Origin of the sequence: Nocardioides sp., assembly GCF_036503465.1 — a bacterium.
In the GTDB taxonomy this organism is placed as follows: Bacteria; Actinomycetota; Actinomycetes; order Propionibacteriales; family Nocardioidaceae; genus Nocardioides.
Map to the genome: position 1 here is coordinate 117,441 of NZ_DASXWU010000032.1, position 19,673 is coordinate 137,113.

Annotated in this window: 19 protein-coding genes; 8 read left to right on the top strand and 11 right to left on the bottom strand. The window is 71.1% G+C overall.

Annotated features, from left to right (window positions below):
* Positions 1-65: 65 nt before the first annotated feature.
* From VGK78_RS05525 to lpdA, 4 genes are all read right to left on the bottom strand, one after another.
* Positions 66-1,274 (bottom strand): SpoIID/LytB domain-containing protein, encoded by a 1,209-nt coding sequence (locus VGK78_RS05525; protein ID WP_331526481.1) that lies wholly within the window; start codon positions 1,272-1,274, stop codon positions 66-68.
* Between the two features lie 60 nt (positions 1,275-1,334).
* Entirely contained in the window at positions 1,335-2,726 is a 1,392-nt protein-coding gene (locus VGK78_RS05530; RefSeq protein WP_331526483.1) for an NAD(P)H-quinone dehydrogenase, read from the bottom strand.
* Between the two features lie 4 nt (positions 2,727-2,730).
* Complete coding sequence (locus tag VGK78_RS05535) at positions 2,731-3,000, bottom strand: hypothetical protein (RefSeq protein ID WP_331526484.1); 270 nt, start codon at positions 2,998-3,000, stop codon at positions 2,731-2,733.
* A gap of 215 nt (positions 3,001-3,215) precedes the next feature.
* Positions 3,216-4,658, bottom strand: a complete 1,443-nt coding sequence (lpdA, locus tag VGK78_RS05540) for a dihydrolipoyl dehydrogenase (RefSeq protein WP_331526485.1) — start codon at positions 4,656-4,658, stop codon at positions 3,216-3,218.
* A 39-nt stretch (positions 4,659-4,697) separates the two neighbouring features.
* On the opposite strand from lpdA, the gene VGK78_RS05545 reads away from it, so the two are divergent.
* Positions 4,698-5,150, top strand: coding sequence for a gamma-glutamylcyclotransferase (locus VGK78_RS05545; protein ID WP_331526488.1), 453 nt, complete (start codon positions 4,698-4,700; stop codon positions 5,148-5,150).
* A gap of 21 nt (positions 5,151-5,171) precedes the next feature.
* On the opposite strand, the gene VGK78_RS05550 is transcribed toward VGK78_RS05545, so the two are convergent.
* Positions 5,172-6,866, bottom strand: a complete 1,695-nt coding sequence (locus VGK78_RS05550; protein ID WP_331526489.1) for a hypothetical protein — start codon at positions 6,864-6,866, stop codon at positions 5,172-5,174.
* Positions 6,867-7,006: 140 nt separating this feature from the next.
* Between VGK78_RS05550 and VGK78_RS05555 the strand changes: the two genes are divergently transcribed.
* Complete coding sequence (locus VGK78_RS05555; protein ID WP_331526491.1) at positions 7,007-7,825, top strand: purine-nucleoside phosphorylase; 819 nt, start codon at positions 7,007-7,009, stop codon at positions 7,823-7,825.
* On the opposite strand, the gene VGK78_RS05560 is transcribed toward VGK78_RS05555, so the two are convergent.
* Positions 7,822-8,253: an SRPBCC family protein gene (locus VGK78_RS05560; RefSeq protein ID WP_331526492.1), complete on the bottom strand. Its 432-nt coding sequence runs from the start codon at positions 8,251-8,253 to the stop codon at positions 7,822-7,824. The genes VGK78_RS05555 and VGK78_RS05560 overlap by 4 nt on opposite strands.
* Entirely contained in the window at positions 8,250-8,816 is a 567-nt protein-coding gene (locus VGK78_RS05565; RefSeq protein WP_331526494.1) for a HEAT repeat domain-containing protein, read from the bottom strand. The genes VGK78_RS05560 and VGK78_RS05565 overlap by 4 nt, the downstream gene beginning before the upstream one ends.
* Before the next feature lie 18 nt (positions 8,817-8,834).
* Here VGK78_RS05565 and VGK78_RS05570 point away from each other — a divergent pair, with 18 nt between their 5' ends.
* A complete protein-coding gene (locus VGK78_RS05570; RefSeq protein ID WP_331526495.1) occupies positions 8,835-10,502 on the top strand; it encodes a phospho-sugar mutase in 1,668 nt (555 codons plus the stop codon).
* 1 nt (position 10,503) lies between these two features.
* Here the strand turns inward: VGK78_RS05570 and VGK78_RS05575 are convergent, their stop codons facing one another.
* Complete coding sequence (locus tag VGK78_RS05575; RefSeq protein WP_331526496.1) at positions 10,504-11,169, bottom strand: hypothetical protein; 666 nt, start codon at positions 11,167-11,169, stop codon at positions 10,504-10,506.
* Between the two features lie 89 nt (positions 11,170-11,258).
* Between VGK78_RS05575 and deoC the strand changes: the two genes are divergently transcribed.
* Genes deoC through VGK78_RS05590 form a run of 3 tightly spaced genes read left to right on the top strand, consistent with a single transcriptional unit; the run spans position 11,259 to position 14,591 of the window.
* Positions 11,259-12,239 (top strand): deoxyribose-phosphate aldolase, encoded by a 981-nt coding sequence (gene deoC, locus VGK78_RS05580; RefSeq protein WP_414690637.1) that lies wholly within the window; start codon positions 11,259-11,261, stop codon positions 12,237-12,239.
* 13 nt (positions 12,240-12,252) lie between these two features.
* On the top strand, positions 12,253-13,713 hold the full coding sequence (locus VGK78_RS05585) for an aldehyde dehydrogenase family protein (protein WP_331526497.1): 1,461 nt from the start codon (positions 12,253-12,255) through the stop codon (positions 13,711-13,713).
* On the top strand, positions 13,710-14,591 hold the full coding sequence (locus VGK78_RS05590; RefSeq protein ID WP_331526498.1) for an aldehyde dehydrogenase family protein: 882 nt from the start codon (positions 13,710-13,712) through the stop codon (positions 14,589-14,591). Before VGK78_RS05585 ends, VGK78_RS05590 begins: the two co-directional genes overlap by 4 nt.
* Positions 14,592-14,610: 19 nt before the next feature.
* Here VGK78_RS05590 and VGK78_RS05595 read toward each other — a convergent pair whose 3' ends face one another.
* Entirely contained in the window at positions 14,611-15,897 is a 1,287-nt protein-coding gene (locus VGK78_RS05595) for a hypothetical protein (RefSeq protein ID WP_331526499.1), read from the bottom strand.
* Between the two features lie 53 nt (positions 15,898-15,950).
* Complete coding sequence (locus tag VGK78_RS05600; RefSeq protein ID WP_331526500.1) at positions 15,951-17,324, bottom strand: hypothetical protein; 1,374 nt, start codon at positions 17,322-17,324, stop codon at positions 15,951-15,953.
* Positions 17,325-17,486: 162 nt separating this feature from the next.
* On the opposite strand from VGK78_RS05600, the gene VGK78_RS05605 reads away from it, so the two are divergent.
* Entirely contained in the window at positions 17,487-18,098 is a 612-nt protein-coding gene (locus VGK78_RS05605) for an ATP-binding protein (protein WP_331526501.1), read from the top strand.
* Here VGK78_RS05605 and VGK78_RS05610 read toward each other — a convergent pair.
* The gene (locus VGK78_RS05610) at positions 18,085-18,540 is read right to left on the bottom strand and encodes a MaoC family dehydratase (RefSeq protein ID WP_331526502.1); all 456 of its coding nucleotides are present in this window, start codon (positions 18,538-18,540) and stop codon (positions 18,085-18,087) included. The two genes, VGK78_RS05605 and VGK78_RS05610, sit on opposite strands and share 14 nt — an antisense overlap.
* A 41-nt stretch (positions 18,541-18,581) precedes the next feature.
* Between VGK78_RS05610 and VGK78_RS05615 the strand changes: the two genes are divergently transcribed.
* Positions 18,582-19,673, top strand: a complete 1,092-nt coding sequence (locus VGK78_RS05615) for an adenosine deaminase (RefSeq protein WP_331526504.1) — start codon at positions 18,582-18,584, stop codon at positions 19,671-19,673.

Here is a 19,673-nt window from a genome sequence, read left to right on the forward strand (position 1 = left end):
ACATGGCGCCGCCACCCTAGCCTGAACCGCCGTTCAAGTTCTAGGCCGAACGATGCCCGGACGGGTCAGCTGACCCCGAAGGCGAGCCAGGTCGACTTGAGTCCCAACCCGCCCCGGAACGCGTCCCCGGTGAGAGTCTTCGTGCCCGTGCTGCCGACCAGCTTCATCGACTCGATCCGCCCGTTCCACTGGCCGTTGCCGTCGCGCTGGGTCACGGTGATCCGGCGCAGGTTGCCGATGCTCGGCCACCGCTTCTCGATGGTCGCGTCGGAGAGCGTCGTGCGCCAGGTGTGGTTCGGATTGCCCGACCAGCCGTCGTACGGATCAGGCTTCGCGACGAGGTACGGCTGGTCGCCCTTCGCCAGCCACCCGCCGTTGCTGGAGCTGAACTCGGTGAAGGCGGGCTTCTGGTCGTACAGCCGGACCTGGTCGGCCGTCTTGGCGACGGCTTCGTCGGTGCTCGGGGTCTCGGCCGCCGTTCCGCCGTACACCTGGCAGTCGCTGGTGTCGCAGAGGGCCGCGCGGGAGCTCAGCGGATGCGCGACCTTGTACGCCGCATAGGTGCGCGCGGCGATCGCCTGGGCACGCAACGCCGCCTGGTGCCACGACGAGGGCATCTCGCGCGCGAGGACGCCGCGGACGTAGTTCTCGAGCGAGACCTTGTTGACCGTGATCCGTCCGGGGTGTCCCGTGACCGGCCCGATCGACTGCAACGTGCCGCGGTAGCTGACCCGGTCCCCCGCGACCAGCAGTGTCAACGGCTTGCCGGTCGAGCGGAACTCGCCGGCGCCCGTCAGGGTTCGCCACGTGTGCCAGCCATCAGTGCGGTAGGAGACGCGGGTGGCCGTGCCTCGACCGGACATCCGCCACCGGGTCGCCTTGCCTGCGGCACCGGTGGTCGGCACCTTCCGAGTCGTGCCGGCAGCGAGGTCGCGCATGAGCAAGCCCGGGCGTGCGAGCACCGTCGTGTTGTCGTCGGTGTCGGCCTCGATCCAGACGGTCACGTTGCCGCCGACGGTGCCGGCCTGGGTGTGCGGATAGTAGAACCGAACGATCTTCTGGGCGCTGAGGCCCTGCCGCGCCGCGCCCTCCGCGCCGTACTGGCTCATCCCGCGCCCGTGACCCCATCCGTGACCGCGGACGACGATCGTCGCGTGCCTCGGGATGCTCAGGCCGGCAGCGGCGGCCGGCTCGAGCGCAGCGCCGCCTGCGACCAGGACGGAGGTCGCCACCGCGAGCGCGGTGGCAGCAGTCGTCGTACATCGCGGCGGCATGTGATCTCCGATCGAGGGGCGCGTGACTCGTGTGACGGGAGGGGATAGGACACCACGGGCTCAGACGCGATGCAACCTGCGGGCCGCCTCGGCCACGGAGCCGCTGATCGACGGGTAGACGGTGAACGCCTGCGCCAGCTGGTCGGCGGTCATCGACTCGGCGACGGCGATCGACACCGGGTGGATCAGCTCGCTGGCCCGCGGCGCCACGACGACGCCACCCACGACGATGCCGGTTCCGGGTCGGCAGAAGAGCTTCACGAAACCGTCGTGCACGCCCTGCATCTTGGCGCGGGCGTTGCCGGCGAGTGGGAGCGTGACCTGGTTGACCTGGATCTCGCCCCGGTCGACCGCCTGCTGCGACCAGCCGACGGTGGCGATCTCGGGGGCGGTGAACACGTTGGAGGAGACCTTCTTGAGGTCGAGGGGCGACACCGCGTCGCCCAGGAAGTGCCACATCGCGATCCGCCCTTGCATCGCCGCGACGCTGGCGAGCATCAGGACGCCGGTGCAGTCACCGGCGGCGTACACCCCGCGCGCACTCGTGCGCGAGACCCGGTCGACGCGGACGAACCCCCGCTCGTCGGTGTCGACGCCGGCGGTCTCGAGGCCGAGTCCGCCGGTCTTGGGGACCGAGCCGACGGCCAGGATGCAGTGCGAGCCCTCGACCGTTCGGCCGTCGGTGAGCGCCACCGTGACGACGTCGCCGTCGCGGGTCACCGACTGCATCCGAGAGCGCCCCAGGACGTGCATCCCGCGCCGGGTGAGCACCTCCTCGAGCACCCTCGCGGCGTCGGCGTCCTCGCCGGGGAGCACCCGGTCGCGGCTCGACACCAGGGTGACCTCGCCGCCCAGCGCCAGGTAGGCGCTGGCGAACTCCGCCCCCGTCACCCCCGACCCCACGACGATCAGGTGCTCGGGTAGGTCATCGAGGTCGTAGACCTGCTCCCAGGTGAGGATCCGCTCCCCGTCGGGCTGGGCTTCGGGGGTGATGCGCGGGGCGGCACCGGTCGCCAGCAGCACGGCGTCCGCGGCCAGCCGCTCCTCTCCACCGTCTGCCGCCGCGACGACCACCGCGTCGGCTCCGTCGAGCCGCCCGCGGCCCGGAAGCACCCGGACCCCTTCCTTCTCGAGCCGGCGCGCGATGTCGTCGCTCTGGTCGCGGGCCAGCTGCTTCACGCGTGCGTTGACCCGGCCCAGGTCGACGCGGACGGAGGCCGTCGCGTCGTTCGTCAGCTGCACTCCCAGCTCGGCCGCGCCTTCGGCGTGGGTCATCAGCTCGGCGGTGGCGATCAGGGTCTTGCTGGGCACACAGTCGGTGAGGACCGCCGAACCCCCGACGCCGTCGGAGTCCACAAGGGTGACCTCAGCCCCCAGCTGGGCCGCGACCAGGCCTGCCTCGTAACCTCCGGGTCCGCCGCCGACGATGACAACGTGCGCGGGGCTGGACATGGGGTCATTGTGGCAGCCGCGTCGGGTCCCAGAAGAACCACGTGCGTCCTTCCCTGAAACGGAACCACCGGCCATCCAGGCCGTCGAACCAGCTGCCAGGAGGACGCAGGTCGAAGACGATCGTCCCGCGCTCGCTGGTGCGCCATCCGGTGGCCTCCGCGCCCAGCACGACCAGGCCGGACACCGTGGCGATCCACGGCAGTCCACCGGAAACCCGCATCCGGACGCCGAGCAGAGCCGCGGTGAGGTCCGGCATCGCCGGCTGCTCGGACACCTGCGCTGTCCGCTCGAGCCAGGGAGTGCGGACGTCGAGGGTGCGACCACGCGTCAGCCGGGCGACGTGCACTCCCCACGGACACAAGCCTCCGCAGATGCGGGGACGACGCCTGTGGATGAGCCCGCCCGGCGACCGACGTCCTTCGAGGTCTGCATGGATGAGTCACATGACTCGTCCACGCAGACCTCCCGAAGGGCCGTCGAGGCCCGAGGTCAGAGGTTGATCATGTGCCCGGCGATGCCGTGCACGGTCTCCTTGATCGCCTCGGTCAGGGTCGGGTGGGCGAAGACGTTGCGGGCGACCTCGTCGGCGGTCAGGTCCCACTTCTGCGCGAGCGTCAGCACCGGCAGCAGCTCGGTCACCTCGGGGCCGATCATGTGGGCGCCGAGGATCTCGTTGTACTCCGCGTCGGCGACCACCTTGACGAAGCCGACCGCCTCGCCGAGCCCCTGGGCCTTGCCGTTGGCCGAGAACGGGAAGGTCGCGGTCTTGACGTCGTAGCCCTTCTCGCGCGCCTGCTCCTCGCTGTAGCCGAAGGACCCGATCTGCGGCTGGCAGTACGTCGCGCGCGGCACGAAGTCGTAGGCGACCGGCATGGTCTCGGCACCGCCGATCGTCTCGGCCGCGACGACCCCCATGGCCTCGGCGACGTGGGCGAGCATCAGCTTCCCGGTGACGTCGCCGATCGCGTAGACGTGCTCGACGTTGGTGCGGCAGTGGTCGTCGACCACGATCGCGCCGCGCTCGGTCGCCACGCCGAGCGCCTCCAGTCCGTAGCCCTCGAGCCGGGGCGCGAAGCCGATCGCCTGCAACACCTTGTCGGCCTCGAGCACCTGCGAGGAGCCGCCCTTCGACACCGTGACCTTGACCTTCTCGCCCGACTCGACCCCGGCGTCGGCGATGGACTCCACCTTGGTCCCGAGCAGCACCTTCACCCCGAGCTTCTTGTAGTGCTTCAGCAGCTCCTTGGAGATGTCGGCGTCCTCGGTCGGCACCATCCGTTCCAGGAACTCCACGATCGTGACGTCGACGCCGAAGTTGGCGAGCACGTAGGCGAACTCCACGCCGATGGCACCCGACCCGGCGATGATCACCGACTCCGGCAGCTCGGGGTCGAGGATCTGCTCCTCGTAGGTCACCACCCGCTCCGACAGGGTGGTGCCCGGGATCAGCCGTGTCGTCGCGCCGGTGGCGATGATCAGGTCGTCGTAGGTGTACGACGCACTCCCGCCGTCCTGGTCGGAGTTGAGCTCGACGTCGATCACCCCGGGACCGTCGCCCTCGCGCGGTCGCAGCGTGCCCCACCCGTCGATCTCGGTGATCTTGTTCTTCTTCATCAGGTAGTGGACGCCGCGGACGATCCCGGCGCTCACCTTCCGGGAGCGCTCGTGCGTCGGCCCGAACGCCATCGTGGCGTTGCCCTCGATCCCGAACACGTCCTTCTCGTGGGTGATCACGTGCGCGAGCTCGGCGTTGCGGAGCAGCGCCTTCGAGGGGATGCACCCGACGTTCAGGCAGACACCGCCCCAGTACTTCTTCTCGACCACGGCGACCGACTTGCCGAGCTGGGCCGCGCGGATGGCGGCGACGTACCCGCCGGGGCCGGCTCCGAGGACGATGAGGTCGAAGTGCTGGTTCGAGGTGGGCTCACTCACGTCCGTCAGCCTAGTGAGCACAACGACTACGCTCTGCGCGTGCCCCTCTACGCCGCCTACGCGTCGAACCTCGACCCGCGGCGGATGGGACAGCGGTGCCCGCACTCCCCCCTGCAGACCACGGGCTGGCTCACCGGGTGGCGGCTCACCTTCGGCGGCGAGGACCTCGGCTGGGACGGCGCGCTGTCCACGATCGTCGAGGACCCGATCGACCAGGTCTTCGTCGCGGTGTACGACGTGTCGCGCGACGACGAGGCGAACCTCGACGGCTGGGAGTCGACCGACACGGGTCTGTACCGCAAGGTCAAGGTCCGGGTCTCGACGATGACCGGCGAGCTGCTGGCGTGGACCTACGTGCTCGACGCGTTCGAGGGCGGCCTGCCCAGCGCGTCGTACCTCGGTGTGGTCGCCGACGCCGCGGAGGCCGCGGACGCGCCGGCCGACTACGTCACCGCGATCCGGCTGCGGCCCTGTCGCTCGACCGGGCTCTGACGACCCGGCCGCGGCCCGGGCTCACGCAAGCGAAGGGCTCGGCTCAGTGCCGTGCACCTTGATCGCGACCGGCACGTCGGTGGTGATGCCGTTGGCGTTCCGCACGTGCACCGTGAGGGTCTGCCGGCCGTGTGCCGCGCCGTCACAGCGCAGCGTGTACGGCCCGGGCCCTTCCTCGGCGGAGCAGGCCACGGATCCGACCTCGGCCCATGCCGCCGTCGGAGCCGAGTGCGTCTGCTCGTCGGCGGTCGCCTCGACGGTCACGGTGAACCCACGGGTGAGCTTGGCGCCGTCCGGCGGAGACGTGACCGTGACGTCGGGGCCGTAGACCGTGCCGACCACCGCCTCGCTGGGAGCCGACCAGCCGTCCTGGTTCAGCGCCTGCACCATGAAGGACTGCGGCCCGTCGCTGCCGAGCGGGAAGCGCACCGAGGTGCGGTAGCCGGCCGGCCCCTGGACGAACCTGGTGACCCCGCTCGGCGATGCCGTGACCCGGTAGCCGAGCACGATCTGGCCGTTGTCGGCCGGTGCGCTCCAACTGACCTGGTAGCCGTCGTCCACCTGCGTGGCGGCCTCGACCACCGGGGCGTCGGGTACCGCGGCGGGCTGGTCGAAGCCGACCTGCACCGTCGCGCGCCGGCCGACGGAGACCGTCGTGAACCGGATCTTCTCGGGCGTGGTCAGGCTGCTGCCGGCCGGGAGGGCGGGGTTGGTCAGGTCGCGGTCCGGGTAGGCGATGCCGACGGGGTTGCCCGGTGAGGCGTCGATCATCTCGACCGGCCCCCGTCCGACCTGCCGGCGGATCATCACGCCGGGGATCGTCCGCCCGACCTCCGGGCTGCGCTCGGGCTGGTACTCCACCCAGTACGTCGTCCGGCCCACCCGGATGCGCAGCGCCTGGTTGGCCGATCCGGAGTGCTCGAAGTCCGCGACCCGGAACGTGCCCGAGCTCCGGACGTTCTTGATCTTCCCGGCCCAGCCGAGCCGGAGCAGCGCGGGCGCGGAGAAGAAGCCCTTCGAGTGCCCCATCGCGTCCCAGCTGTCGCCGTACTCCACCGGGACGCAGCGGCCTCCCAGCGCGACGCGGCGCCCGTCCTTACGGCACAGGACGCCGTAGGCGTGCTCGAGGCCCAGGTTGTGGCCGAGCTCGTGGACAAGTGTCGCCATCCCGGGCGAGCGGAACCTGACCCAGGTCACATGTCCCGGCAGCTGCGCAGCGGACGCGGCGGCGTTGCACTGCTCGGTGAAGATCATCAGCCGGTTGAAGCGGTCGGGGTGGTATCCGGCCCGACGCAGCCCGGCGGTCGCAGCGCGGATCGAGCCCCGCTCGGTGTTGCACATCGTGTCCGCGGAGGCGGTCACGTGGACCCATCGGGTCACCGTCACGCGGAGGTGCTCCTGGCCTCGGGAGGCGTGGGCGTACCACTCGGCGGTCTTGCGGAGGTCGGAGCTCACCGAGCGCACCGAGGGGTACGACGGGTGCCGGTGCCCCCAGTAGAGCCGGGCGGCGAGCAGATGCACCGATGCCGGAGCCGAGAGCCGTCCCGCGAAGCGACTGGTGCTGGTGTCCCGGGTCGAGGTCACCGCGCGGTCCACCGACCGGACCGTGGTGTGCTGTGCCCGGAGGGTCGGGGCGGGGCCCGCGGCTGCGGCGGCTGCGGGCATGCCGAAGAGCGGCGCGAGCAGCGCAAGCGCGACGTATCGCGGACCCCCCACGGTCAACCCCCCAGTCGGACCCGTGCCTCAGGGTGAGGCATGAAGGCCTCCAAATCAATCATCACGGCGGATGAACGTGTGGCCCTTTCGGACTAGACGACCTGGGGTCGCCGCCATGACGCACCCATTACGCTCACGCCGTGACCCCGCAGGAGCAGGCCCAGGAGGCCGCCGACATGCTCGCCCGTCTCACCGGCGTCGAGCGGCACGACGTCGCCCTCGTGCTGGGCTCCGGGTGGCGCCCGGCCGCCGAGGCGCTCGGTGGGGACGACGCGGGACAGACGGTCGCCGAGATCGCCACCACCGACCTGCCCGGCTTCTCGGCCGCTGCCGTCGCGGGCCACTCGGGCACGATCCGCAGCATCCGGTCAGGCGACCGGCACCTGCTGGTCTTCCTCAGCCGCACCCACTACTACGAGGGCAAGGGGGTCGCGGCGGTCGTCCACCCGGTTCGCACCGCTGCCGCTGCGGGCTGCCGCACGATCGTGCTGACCAACGGGTGCGGTGGCCTGCGTGACTCCTGGGGCCCGGGTACGCCGGTGCTCATCCGCGACCACATCAACCTCACCGCGCGTTCCCCGATCGAGGGGCCGCACTTCGTCGACCTCACCGACCTCTACTCGGCGCGGCTGCGGGCGCTGTGCCGGGAGGTGGACCCGTCGCTGGACGAGGGTGTCTACGTCCAGTTCCCCGGGCCCCACTACGAGACTCCGGCCGAGATCGAGATGGCGCGGCGGATCGGCGGCGACCTCGTCGGCATGAGCACAGCGCTCGAGGCGATCGCGGCCCGCGACGCCGGCATGGAGGTGCTCGGCATCTCGCTGGTCACCAACCTGGCCGCCGGCATCTCGGGCGAGCCGCTGGACCACGCCGAGGTGCTCGAGGCCGGGCGGGACGCCGCTGACCGGATGGGCGACCTGCTCGCCCGGATCGTCGGCCGGATCCAGGCCGGGTCCTAGACCGCCACCCGCTCTCGGAGACCGTCGACGCAGCCGGCCATCATCCGGGCGTGGTTCCACCGCAGCAGCGGCCGCACCACCGGGGAGATGGCGGCCAGCCAGCCGCCGACGGTCACCTCCTGGACGAAGTCCAGCCGGGTACGCCGACCGAGGTCTGTGAGCCGCCAGCGGGCGACCCCGTCGAGGTCGCCGGAGATCCGCACCTCGAGCCGGGGCGCCTCGCGGTGGAGGGCATGGAGCACCACGTCGAGGGTGTACGGCAACCGCGACCGGCACAGCACGCGGGCGTCGTCGGCGCCGAGCGTCGCCACGGCCAGCACCTGCGGCCACCACTCCGGGTAGTGCTCGAGGTCGACCAGCACCTCGTGGACGCGGAGCAGCGGCGCGTCGACCGTCCAGCTCCCCGAGAACGCGTATCCGCGCCTCACCGGTCGCCCAGGTCGAGTCGCCGGGACATCCGGCCGTACGCGCGGGCCGCGTGCTCGCGCACCCACTCCTCCGGGTCGTCCAGCAGTGCGCGCACGTCGGCCACGTGCTCGGTGTCGCCGACCACCCCGAGGGCACGGGCGGCGTTCGCCCGCACCCGCGGCAGCTCGTGCCTGGTGAGCGCGGCGGCCCCCGGCCCGGATCCGGCGACGTCGTGCTTGGCGGCGACCTTCAGGCACATCTCGGCGGGACGGTAGTGCTCGTCGCCGAGCCCGGCAACCACCGCCCGCGTCGCCTCGTCGTCCCAGCAGTAGAGGAGGCCGCGGGCTCCCCAGGTGCGCACCCAGTAGGCCTTCCACACGCCGACGTCGTACGCCGGCGCCCCCTCCGACCAGTCGAAGCCGGTCAGGTACCGCAGCTCCGGCACGTACGCCGTACGGTCGGCGCCGTCGAGCAGGTCGACGCAGACCTCGACGAACCGGCGCCGGCCCACGAACGCGTCGAGCTCCTGGATGAGTCTCGCGACCGGCCGGTCCCGATCGGCCGGAGGAGGGATGGTGCTCACACCCACTAGCCTGCCAGCGTGAGCGACCGCACCGACGAGCTGACCGCGCGCGCCCGGGCCTGGGCGGCCGACGACCCGGACCCCGAGACGAGGGCCGAGCTCGAGGCGCTGCTGGCACGCGACGACGCGGCGGCCCGGGACGAGCTCGCCGACCGGTTCGACGGGACCCTGCAGTTCGGGACCGCGGGGCTCCGCGGCGAGCTGGGTGCCGGCCCGAACCGGATGAACCGGGCGGTCGTCACCCGCACGGCGGCCGGCCTCGCGGCGTACCTGGTCGAGCACGGCCTGGAGAAGCGAGGCGGCGCGGAGCGCGACGCCTCCGTCGTGATCGGGTACGACGCGCGGCACAAGTCCGACGTGTTCGCCCGCGACACCGCCGAGGTGATGACCGGTGCCGGGCTGCGCGCTCTCGTGCTCCCGCGCCCTCTGCCGACGCCGCAGCTCGCGTTCGCGATCCGCGAGCTGGGCTGCGTCGCCGGGGTGATGGTGACCGCGAGCCACAACCCGCCGCGCGACAACGGCTACAAGGTCTACCTGGGTGACGGCAGCCAGATCGTGCCGCCTGCGGACGCCCGGATCGCGGCCCGCATCGAGGCCGTCGGGCCGGTGTCGGAGATCCCGCGCGGCGACGGCTGGACGGTCCTCGGCGAGAGCATCGTCGACGCGTACCTCGACACGGTGGCCGGGCTGGCCGGTGACGGCCCTCGTGACCTGCGGCTGGTCTACACGCCGCTGCACGGCGTCGGCGGTACGTCGGTGGCCCAGGTGCTCGAGACGGCCGGCTTCGACTCGCCGTACGTCGTGCCGCAGCAGGAGCAGCCGGACGCCGACTTCCCCACGGTCTCCTTCCCCAACCCGGAGGAGGCCGGGGCGATGGACCTGGCGATGGCCCTGGCCGCCGAGAGGCAGGTCGACCTCGTGGTCGCCAACGACCCCGACGCCGACCGGTGCGCCGCCGCGGTGCCGGACGCGCACGGGTGGCGGATGCTGCGCGGGGACGAGGTCGGGGTCCTGCTGGCGCACCACCTGCTGACCGGCGGGCACACCGGCACGTATGCCTGCTCGATCGTCTCCTCCAGCCTGCTCGGGAAGATGGCGGCGGCAGCGGGTCAGCCGTTCGCCGAGACGCTGACCGGGTTCAAGTGGATCAGCAAGGTCGACGGGCTGGTGTTCGGCTACGAGGAGGCGCTCGGCTACTGCGTCGACCCCGAGCACGTGAAGGACAAGGACGGCGTCTCGGCGTTGCTGCTGCTGTGCGAGCTGGCCGCCGCCGAGAAGGCGCAGGGTCGCACCCTGGTCGACGTGCTGGACGACCTCGCGCTCGCGCACGGCCTGCATGCCACCGACCAGCTCTCCGTGCGGGTCACCGACCTGGCCGAGATCGCCGCGGCGATGGAGCGGCTGCGTGCGGCTTCCCCGTCCGCCCTGGGCGGGCTTCCGGTGCGGACCGTCGACGACCTCTCCCGCGGCGACGGCGGCCTGCCACCCACCGACGGCCTGCGCTACCGGCTGGGCAGCGGCGCGCGGGTCATCGTGCGCCCGAGCGGCACCGAGCCGAAGCTGAAGTGCTACCTCGAGGTGGTCGTGCCGGTCGACGAGGAGGCCGGCGTCGATGCCGCCCGGATCTCCGCGGCCGCGCGCCTCGACGCGCTCCGCGACGACATCAAGGCCGCTGCAGGGATCTGAGTCAGAGGACGACCAGCGTCACCACGAACGCCGCGGCCAGGGCCGCCAGGACGCCGATCTCGAGCCACGCCGTACGACGGACGACCTGTGAGCCGAGCTCGTACTCCTCCTCCGAGCGCTCCTGGATGCCGAGCCGGAGCCGGTCGTTGACCGCGAGCTGGGTGATCCGCTGCTCCACGAAGTCGGGATAGGCCATCTCGTTCGCGCCCTTGACCTCGGTCCGGAGGCGGCCGCCACTCAGCCGCTCCTCCGACAGGTCCGGCGACAGCATCTGCGGGCTGCCGCTCCACCTCATCTCCGCACGCACGGTCTTGCGGAGCGGCCGGCTGATCGCGGGACAGATGTACTTCTGGCCGCCGGAGCGGACCAGCAGGTACCGACGTACGACCACCGTCTCGATCGAGGCCAACGGGATCGACACGTCTCCGGCCAGGGTGCGCAACCGCAGCTCGGTGGTCGTGGCGGCGACACTCGGGCGGAGCATCGCCATCCAGACCAGCCCGGCCAGGAAGGCGCAGCCGAGGACGCCGGGAACGGCGACGGCGGGCGACTCGTAGACCACGAACAGGACGGCGGCGCACGCGGCCATGGCGAGCCCCAGGGCGCCCATCGCCCGCCCATTGGTCGGACGGAACCGCTGGATCTCCTCGGCCTCGTGGTCGGCCATGTCGTCGCACTCCTGGGTCGTCGCTCGAATACCGGGCGTCGGACCCTCAACTCTATGCTGGGCTGGTGACGAGCACAGCCACCCCGACCGTGGGCCCCGGTCACGAGCCCGGTCACGAGCCGGGTCACGACTGGGCGGACGTGACGGCCTCGGAGTCGTCGTTGCGGCGCTTCCTGCACGGCCTGCCGGGCGTCGACCAGGTCGGCGCCGAGCAGCGCGCGGCGAGCCTCGGCACGCGCTCGATCAAGACCACCGCGAAGGCCTACGCGATCGATCTGGCGATCTCGATGGTCGATCTCACCACCCTCGAGGGGCAGGACACGCCGGGCAAGGTCCGGGCGCTGTCCGCGAAGGCGAGGCGACCCGACCCGGCCGACCCGAGCTGTCCGCCGGTCGCGGCGGTCTGCGTCTACCCCGACATGGTCGCGACGGCGAAGCAGGCCCTGGGGTCCAGCGGCATCCACGTCGCGTCCGTAGCCACGGCGTTCCCGAGCGGGCGTGCGGCGATGGAGGTGAAGCTCGCCGACACCCGCGAGGCCGTCGCCGCCGGCGCCGACGAGGTCGACATGGTGATCGACCGGGGCGCCTTCCTGGCGGGGCACTACCTCCAGGTCTTCGAGGAGATCGTGGCGGTGCGCGAGGCCTGTGCCAGAGAGGGGGGCGCCGCCCACCTCAAGGTGATCATGGAGACCGGCGAGCTCCAGACCTACGACAACGTACGTCGCGCCAGCTGGCTCTCGATGATGGCCGGCGCCGACTTCATCAAGACCTCGACCGGCAAGGTCCAGCCCGCGGCCACTCCGCCGGTCACCCTGGTCATGCTCGAGGCGGTCCGCGACCACCGCGAGCAGACCGGCCGGATGGTCGGGGTCAAGCCGGCCGGCGGCATCCGCACCAGCAAGGACGCGATCAAGTACCTCGTGATGGTCAACGAGATCGCCGGGCCCGACTGGCTCGACCCGGACTGGTTCCGGTTCGGCGCGTCCACGCTGCTCAACGACCTACTGATGCAGCGCACCAGGCTCGCCACCGGCCGCTACTCCGGCCCCGACTACTTCACCCTGGACTGAGGAGGCTGACGCCGTGGTCTCGACAAGCTCGACCGCCGGGAGGTTCGAGTACGCACCGGCGCCCGAGTCCCGCGCAATCGTCGACATCAAGCCGTCGTACGGCCTGTTCGTCGGCGGTGACTTCGTCGACGGGCACGGCCGGAGCTTCAAGACGATCAGCCCGTCGACCGAGGAGGTGCTCGCCGAGGTCGCGGAGGCCGACGAGGCCGACGTCGACCTCGCGGTCAAGGCGGCACGACGCGCGCACAGCCGGGTCTGGGGCCGGATGCCCGGCAAGGAGCGCGCCAAGTACCTCTTCCGGATCGCCCGGATCCTCCAGGAGCGTGGCCGGGAGCTCGCCGTGCTGGAGTCGATCGACAACGGCAAGCCGATCAAGGAGACCCGCGACGTCGACGTCCCAATCGCCGCGGCCCACTTCTTCTACTACGCCGGCTGGGCCGACAAGCTGGAGTACTCACGCCCGGGAAATGGGCAGAGCGGGACGCAGAGCCTCGGCGTCGCCGGGCAGGTCATCCCCTGGAACTTCCCCCTGCTGATGCTGGCCTGGAAGATCGCGCCGGCGCTGGCCTGTGGCAACACCGTGGTGCTGAAGCCGGCCGAGACCACGCCGCTCACGGCCCTGCTGTTCGCCGAGATCTGCCAGCAGGCCGACCTCCCGGCCGGGGTCGTCAACATCATCACCGGTGCGGGCGACACCGGACGCGCACTGGTCTCCCACCCGGACGTCGACAAGGTCGCGTTCACGGGCTCGACCGAGGTCGGCCGGGCGATCGCGAAGGCCGTCGCCGGCACCGACAAGCGGGTCACCCTCGAGCTCGGTGGCAAGGCCGCGAACATCGTCTTCGACGACGCCCCGATCGACCAGGCGGTCGAGGGCATCGTGAACGGGATCTTCTTCAACCAGGGCCACGTCTGCTGCGCGGGCTCGCGGCTGCTGGTTCAGGAGAGCGTGGCCGACGAGGTGCTCGCCCGGCTCAAGCGACGGATGGGCACGCTCCGCATCGGCGACCCGCTGGACAAGAACACCGACATCGGCGCGATCAACTCCGCCGAGCAGCTGGCCAAGATCCGCGAGCTGTCCGAGATCGGCGAGCGCGAGGGGGCGGGTCGCTGGTCACCGCCGTGCGAGCTGCCCGAGCACGGCTTCTGGTTCCCGCCGACGATCTTCACCGGAGTCAGCCAGGCCCACCGGATCGCCCGCGAGGAGATCTTCGGGCCGGTGCTGTCGGTGCTGACGTTCCGCACGCCGGCGGAGGCGATCGAGAAGGCCAACAACCCGCCGTACGGCCTGTCGGCCGGCGTCTGGACCGACAAGGGCTCCCGCATCCTGAAGATGGCCAACGCGCTGCGAGCGGGTGTGGTGTGGGCCAACACGTTCAACAAGTTCGACCCGGCCAGCCCCTTCGGCGGCTACAAGGAGTCGGGCTACGGCCGCGAAGGCGGCCGTCACGGTCTGGAGGCCTACCTCAAGTGACACGCGCCGAGACACGACAGAGCGTCCGCAAGACCTACAAGCTGTTCATCGGCGGCGACTTCCCGCGCTCGGAGTCCGGCCACTCCTACGTCGTGAACGACGTGAAGGGGCGGTTCGTGGCGAACGCCGCCCTGGCGTCCCGCAAGGACGCGCGCGACGCGGTCGCGGCGGCGCGCAAGGCGTTCCCCGGCTGGGCCGGGCGCACGGCGTACAACCGCGGCCAGGTGGTCTACCGCATCGCCGAGGTGATGGAGGACCGCCGCCCGCAGTTCGTCGAGGCGCTGCGCCAGGGCGAGGGCCGCACGGCCGCGGCCGCCGGCAGGGTGCTGGACGAGTCCATCGACCGGCTCGTCTGGTACGCCGGGTGGGCTGACAAGCTCGCCCAGGTCGTCGGCAACGCCAACCCGGTTGCCGGGCCGTTCTTCAACCTCTCGACCCCGGAGCCGACCGGCGTGGTCGCGGTCCTCGCCCCGCAGGAATCCAGCCTGCTCGGGCTGGTCAGCGTCGTCGCGCCGGTGATCGTGGCCGGCAACACCGTCGTCGTCGCCTCGTCGGAGGGGCGGCCGCTCCCGGCCGTGACCGTCGCCGAGGTGCTCGCCACCTCGGACGTGCCGGGCGGCGTTGTCAACATCCTGACCGGGTCGCTCGACCGCACCGCCCCGACCCTGGCGTCGCACATGGACGTGAACGCGATCGACCTGACCGGTCTGGCCGGAGACCCGGAGCGGGCCACCGCCCTCGAGGTCGAGGCCGCGGCGAACCTCAAGCGGGTACGCCGCGCCCCCGCGGCCGAGCCGGACTGGAGCCTCGACCCCGGCCTCGACCGGATGACCGACTTCCTGGAGACCAAGACCGTCTGGCACCCGATCGGGGTCTGACCACTGGCTGGTGCAGGTCCTAGCTGCTGACCATCACCGGCTTGTAGTTGACCGCGAGGGTCGACCGCGGCTTCACCCGGTCCCGGACCCCGAACTCGGTGGTCTTGTGATGGGCGTTGGAGGCGAGCCTGACCTTGGCCCGGTGGAACGGGTTCCAGTAGATCCGCCGGACGCCCGAGGAGTCCTTGACCACGCAGGTGTAGGTGCCGTGCCGGTCGGTCCGGCAGGGCGGGCCGGTCCGGGTGCCGAGCAGAGTGCCGTGCATCCACTGCTGGATGCGCAGGTACGCCTTGCCCGCCGGACGCAGCGAGCCCGAGTTGGTGGGTGAGGTCAGCAGGGTGTTCCCCAGGGTTCCGGCGGTGCCGGGCAGGTAGCCCCAGTCGTAGCGGTACCAGAACACCCGCTTGACGCCGTTGGCCGCGTTGAGCAGGTAGGTCCGCATCACGTTCGCGATCTGGCGGGCGTCGGAGATCTTGACCGCTGTCCCGGAACCCATGCCGTAGTTGACCTCGGTGTTCCAGATCGGCTTCGAGCCGGGCACACCGGCGGCTCGCAGGCGCTGCTTCGCGGCGTGCAGCAGACGGATGCTGTCCTCCGGCACGGCCAGTCGCGTCCCCGCCCGTTCGGTGGGGTACAGGCTGAGGGCGACGGCGTCGACGTACCTCCAGACGGCCTTGCCGCCGACCCGCTGGTTGTAGAAGCTGCTGAGACCCTTCATCTCGAACTTGAGCCGGGTCACCATCGGCGGGGCGATCACCTTCGCGCGACGGGCGAACTTGTCCCGCACCTGGTCCATGGCCTGGGTGAGCCTGGCCAGCTTCGCGAACGTGCCGGTCCAGAACGTCTTGATGTTGCCCTCGTTCCAGACCTGGTACGCCGAGATCCTCCTGCCGTAGCGCTTCATCACGTGCGCGACGAACGCCTTGTAGTCGCCGATGTGCGTGGCCGGGACGTTCCACGGGTCCTTGGAGTAGAAGGACGGCGTGCCGGCGACGACCATGGTCACCTCGGCGTGGTGCTTCCGCGCCGCCGTGACCAGCTGGTCGAGGCGGCCCCACGAGTAGTGGTGGCGCGAGGTCTCGACCTGGCCCCACTGCACTCCGACATCCCAGAGCCGGACGGCGCCGGGATGGATCTTGCCCAGCGAGCCGCTGGTGGACGTGTTGTCGTGGATGCCGAACAGGCCGTGCCTGACCCGGACGTTGGAGGCGGTGGCCGGTGTGCACGCCACCAGGGCGAGCGTGGCGGCCAACGCCGAGACGATGGTGATGCGCCGTGAACGGGCGCGGGACGACAGTCGGAACATGGGCCCCCCTCCGGACTGGACGACGAATCGTAACAAGGCCCGCGTGCCCCACGTCACCTCTTGGACTTCACCAGGACCGGCTTGAAGTTCACCTTGATCCGGCTGCCGCCGGTGACCCGGCTGGTCACGCCGTTCTCGTTGGTCTTCCTCGTCGCGGTGCTCACCAGCCGGACCTTGACCGTCTTGAACGGGTTCCAGTAGATGCGGCCGACGCGCGTGGCGTACTTGATCTTGCAGGTGTAGGTGCCCTGCCGGTTCTTGATGCACGGACGCTGAGTGGTGGTCCCGATCATCGTGCCGTTCATCCACTTCTGGACCATGGTGAAGGCCTTGCCGGCCCGGGTCAGGGTCCCGGCAGCGCGGTGTCTGGGGTCCGTCAGCAGGGTGTTGCCGAGCGTGCCGCCGCCGGGGAGGGTGCCCATGTCGTAGGCGTACCAGTCGACCTGCTTGACGCCCTGCGCGGCGTTGAGCAGGTAGGTGCGAATGACGTTGGCGGTCTGGCGGGCCCCGGAGATCGGCACGTCGGTGGCGTCACGGCCCATGCCGTAGTTGATCTCGGTGTCCCAGATCGGCTTCGAGCGCGGGACGTTCGCGTCGTCCAGGAAGCCGCGCATCGTGTGCAGCAGCGCCATGGCGTCCTCGGGGATCGACGGGCGCTGGCCGCCGTTGCTGGTGGCCACGGTCTCCGTCGGGTACAGGTTCAGCGAGACCGCGTCCACGTACTTCCACACCGGCTGGCCGGTCGAGTGCAGCTTGGTCGAGTAGAACGCGCGGGCCGCCTTCTGCTCGAACCTCAGCCGGGTCACCATCGCCGGTCCGATCACCCGCACTCCGGGGTCGACCGCGTCGCGGACGCTGTGCACGGTCCTGGTCATCTCAGCCAGCTCGTCGTCGGTGCCGGTCCAGAACGTCGAGATGTTGGCCTCGTTCCAGACCTGGTAGGACTGGATGCCGCGGTAGCCCCAGTGGCCGGCCCGGTAGCGCTCCATCACGGCCTGCACGTAGTCGCGGTACATCGTGGGGTCGGGCGCGTCCGTGGGCGTGGAGGCGGCGTACCACGGCGAGAGGCCCAGCACCAGGGTGACCGCCGTGCCGTTGTTGTGCGCCGCCTTCACCACGGCATCGAGGGGTGCCCAGTTCCAGGTGCCCTCCGTCGGCTCGATCGTCGCCCAGTCGGTGCCCGCGTCCCAGATCCGGATCGACCCGGTGCTCGCGCGCCGGAGCGAGCTCAGGTAGCGGTCGTGCACGCCGAAGAAGGAGTGCCCGACCTTGACCTTGTGGACCCGCGCCTTCGAGACGGTGCGCGACGCCGACCCGTCGGCCGAGGCGTTCGGGCCCGCCAGCGTGACCGCCAAGGCGGCGATCAGGACCCCGACGACGGCCACCCGGGCCCGGACGTTCCCGTATCGAGTCGACGACACCGGCATGATTTCTCCCCCATGAGGTAGTCAGCAGGACCAAGCATTCGAAAGCCCCTCGCCAGTCTCAGTTTTTTTACTTTTCGTCGAAGACGATTGGAGGAATTTCGCCTTTGATCGGCAGAGGGGCCCGGCCGGGAAGGTTTCCAGGCGCTCCGGCACAATGTCGCGGTGCCCACCCCGGTCCCGGCCCTCGTCGTGGTGCTGGCCGGACCGTCCGGGGTCGGGAAGTCACGTCTCGCTGCCCGCACCGGCCTCCCGGTCCTCCGGCTCGACGACTACTACCGCAGCGGCGACGATCCGGCGCTCCCCCGCATCGCCACGGGCGCGAACGCCGGCCTCGTCGACTGGGACGACCCGCGCTCCTGGCTCCGCGACGGAGCCGTCTCCGCCATCTGCGAGCTGGCGGTCACGGGGCGCACGGTGGCGCCTGTCTACGACATCGCGCGGAACGGTCCGGTGGGGACGCACGTGGTCGACCTGGACGGGTCCGGGCTGTTCATCGCCGAGGGGATCTTCGCCCAGGAGGTCGTCGCGGGATGCCGCGCGCACGGCGTGCTCGCGGCGGCGCTGTGCCTGCGCCAGCATCCGCTGGTCACCTTCTGGCGCCGGCTCACCCGTGACCTGCGCGAGCACCGCAAGCCACCTCTGGTGCTGGTACGCCGCGGCTGGGCGCTGATGCGCGACCAGCGGCGGGTGATCGCCGCAGCCGCAGCCGCCGGGTGCGAGGTGGTGTCGGCGCCCGAGGCGGAGGAGAGGATCCGGGGGCTCAACCGCCGATGAGGAGGACGACCGTCTCGGCGACGCAGGCGGGCTTGTCCTGGCCGTCGATCTCGATGGTGTGCCGCAGGGTGAGCTGCTTGCCGGTCGGGAGGTCGGTGACCTCGCCCATCACCACCCGGTCACGGATGCGCGAGCCGACCGGCACCGGCGCCGGGAAGCGGACCTTGTTCACGCCGTAGTTCAGCTTGGCGCCGGGCGTCTCGAGCGAGAAGACCTGGCTGCCGAGCAGGGGCACCAGCGACAAGGTCAGGTACCCGTGTGCGATCGTCCCGCCGAACGGCCCGGACGCCGCCCGCTCGACGTCGACGTGGATCCACTGGTGGTCTCCGGTGGCGTCGGCGAAGCGGTCGACCCGGTCCTGGTCGATCTCCAGCCAGTCACTGGTGCCGAGCTCCTCACCGGTCAGGCCGGCCAGCTCGTCGAGGTCGTCGAGGACTCGCATCTCATCTCCGGGGTGGGTGACGGGTCTGCCAGGATCGGCGTGTGTCCGAACCTACCCGCGAGCAGATCCTCCAGGCACCGAAGGTGCTTCTCCACGACCACCTCGACGGAGGGCTGCGGCCACAGACCGTGGTGGAGCTGGCCGAGGAGGTCGGCCATCAGCTCCCGGCGCCGGATGCGGACTCCCTCGGCGGGTGGTTCGCCGAGTCCGCCGACTCGGGCTCGCTGGTGCGGTACCTCGAGACCTTCGAGCACACCGTCGTCGTGATGCAGACGGAGGAGGCCCTGGAGCGGGTGGCCCGCGAGTGCGTGGCGGACCTCGCCGCCGACGGGGTCGTGTACGCCGAGATCCGCTACGCCCCGGAACAGCACGTCAGCCGTGGACTGACCCTCGACCAGGTGGTGGCGGCGGTCCGTTCCGGCTTCGAGGCCGGGATGGCGGAGGCTCCACCGGGGCCGACCGGGGGCCGGATCGTGGTGCGCCAGCTGCTCACGGCCATGCGCCATCAGGCCCGCTCCCGGGAGATCGCGGAGCTGTCGGTGGCCTGGCGCGACGCGGGTGTGGTCGGCTTCGACATCGCGGGTGCCGAGGCGGGCTTCCCGCCGACCCGTCACCTGGACGCGTTCGAGTACCTCCAGCGACAGAACTCCCACTTCACCATCCACGCGGGCGAGGCCTTCGGCCTGCCGTCCATCTGGGAGGCCATCCAGTGGTGCGGCGCCGACCGTCTCGGCCACGGTGTGCGGATCGTCGACGACATCACCGTCGACGACGACGGCCGGGCCCACCTCGGCCGGCTGGCGGCGTACGTCCGCGACAAGCGCATCCCACTCGAGCTCGCCCCGGCCTCGAACGTCCAGACCGGGGCCGCACCCTCGATCGCCGAGCACCCGATCGGCCTGCTCACCGACCTCCGCTTCCGGGTCACCGTCAACACCGACAACCGGCTGATGAGCCAGACCTCGATGACCAGTGAGATGACGGCTCTCGTCGAGGCCTTCGGCTACGACCTCGCCCGGCTCCGCTGGTTCACGATCAACGCGATGAAGTCCGCCTTCCTGCCCTTCGACGAGCGGCTGGCGATCATCGAAAGCATCGTCAAGCCCGGGTACACCGCCCTCGGCGCCGGCTGA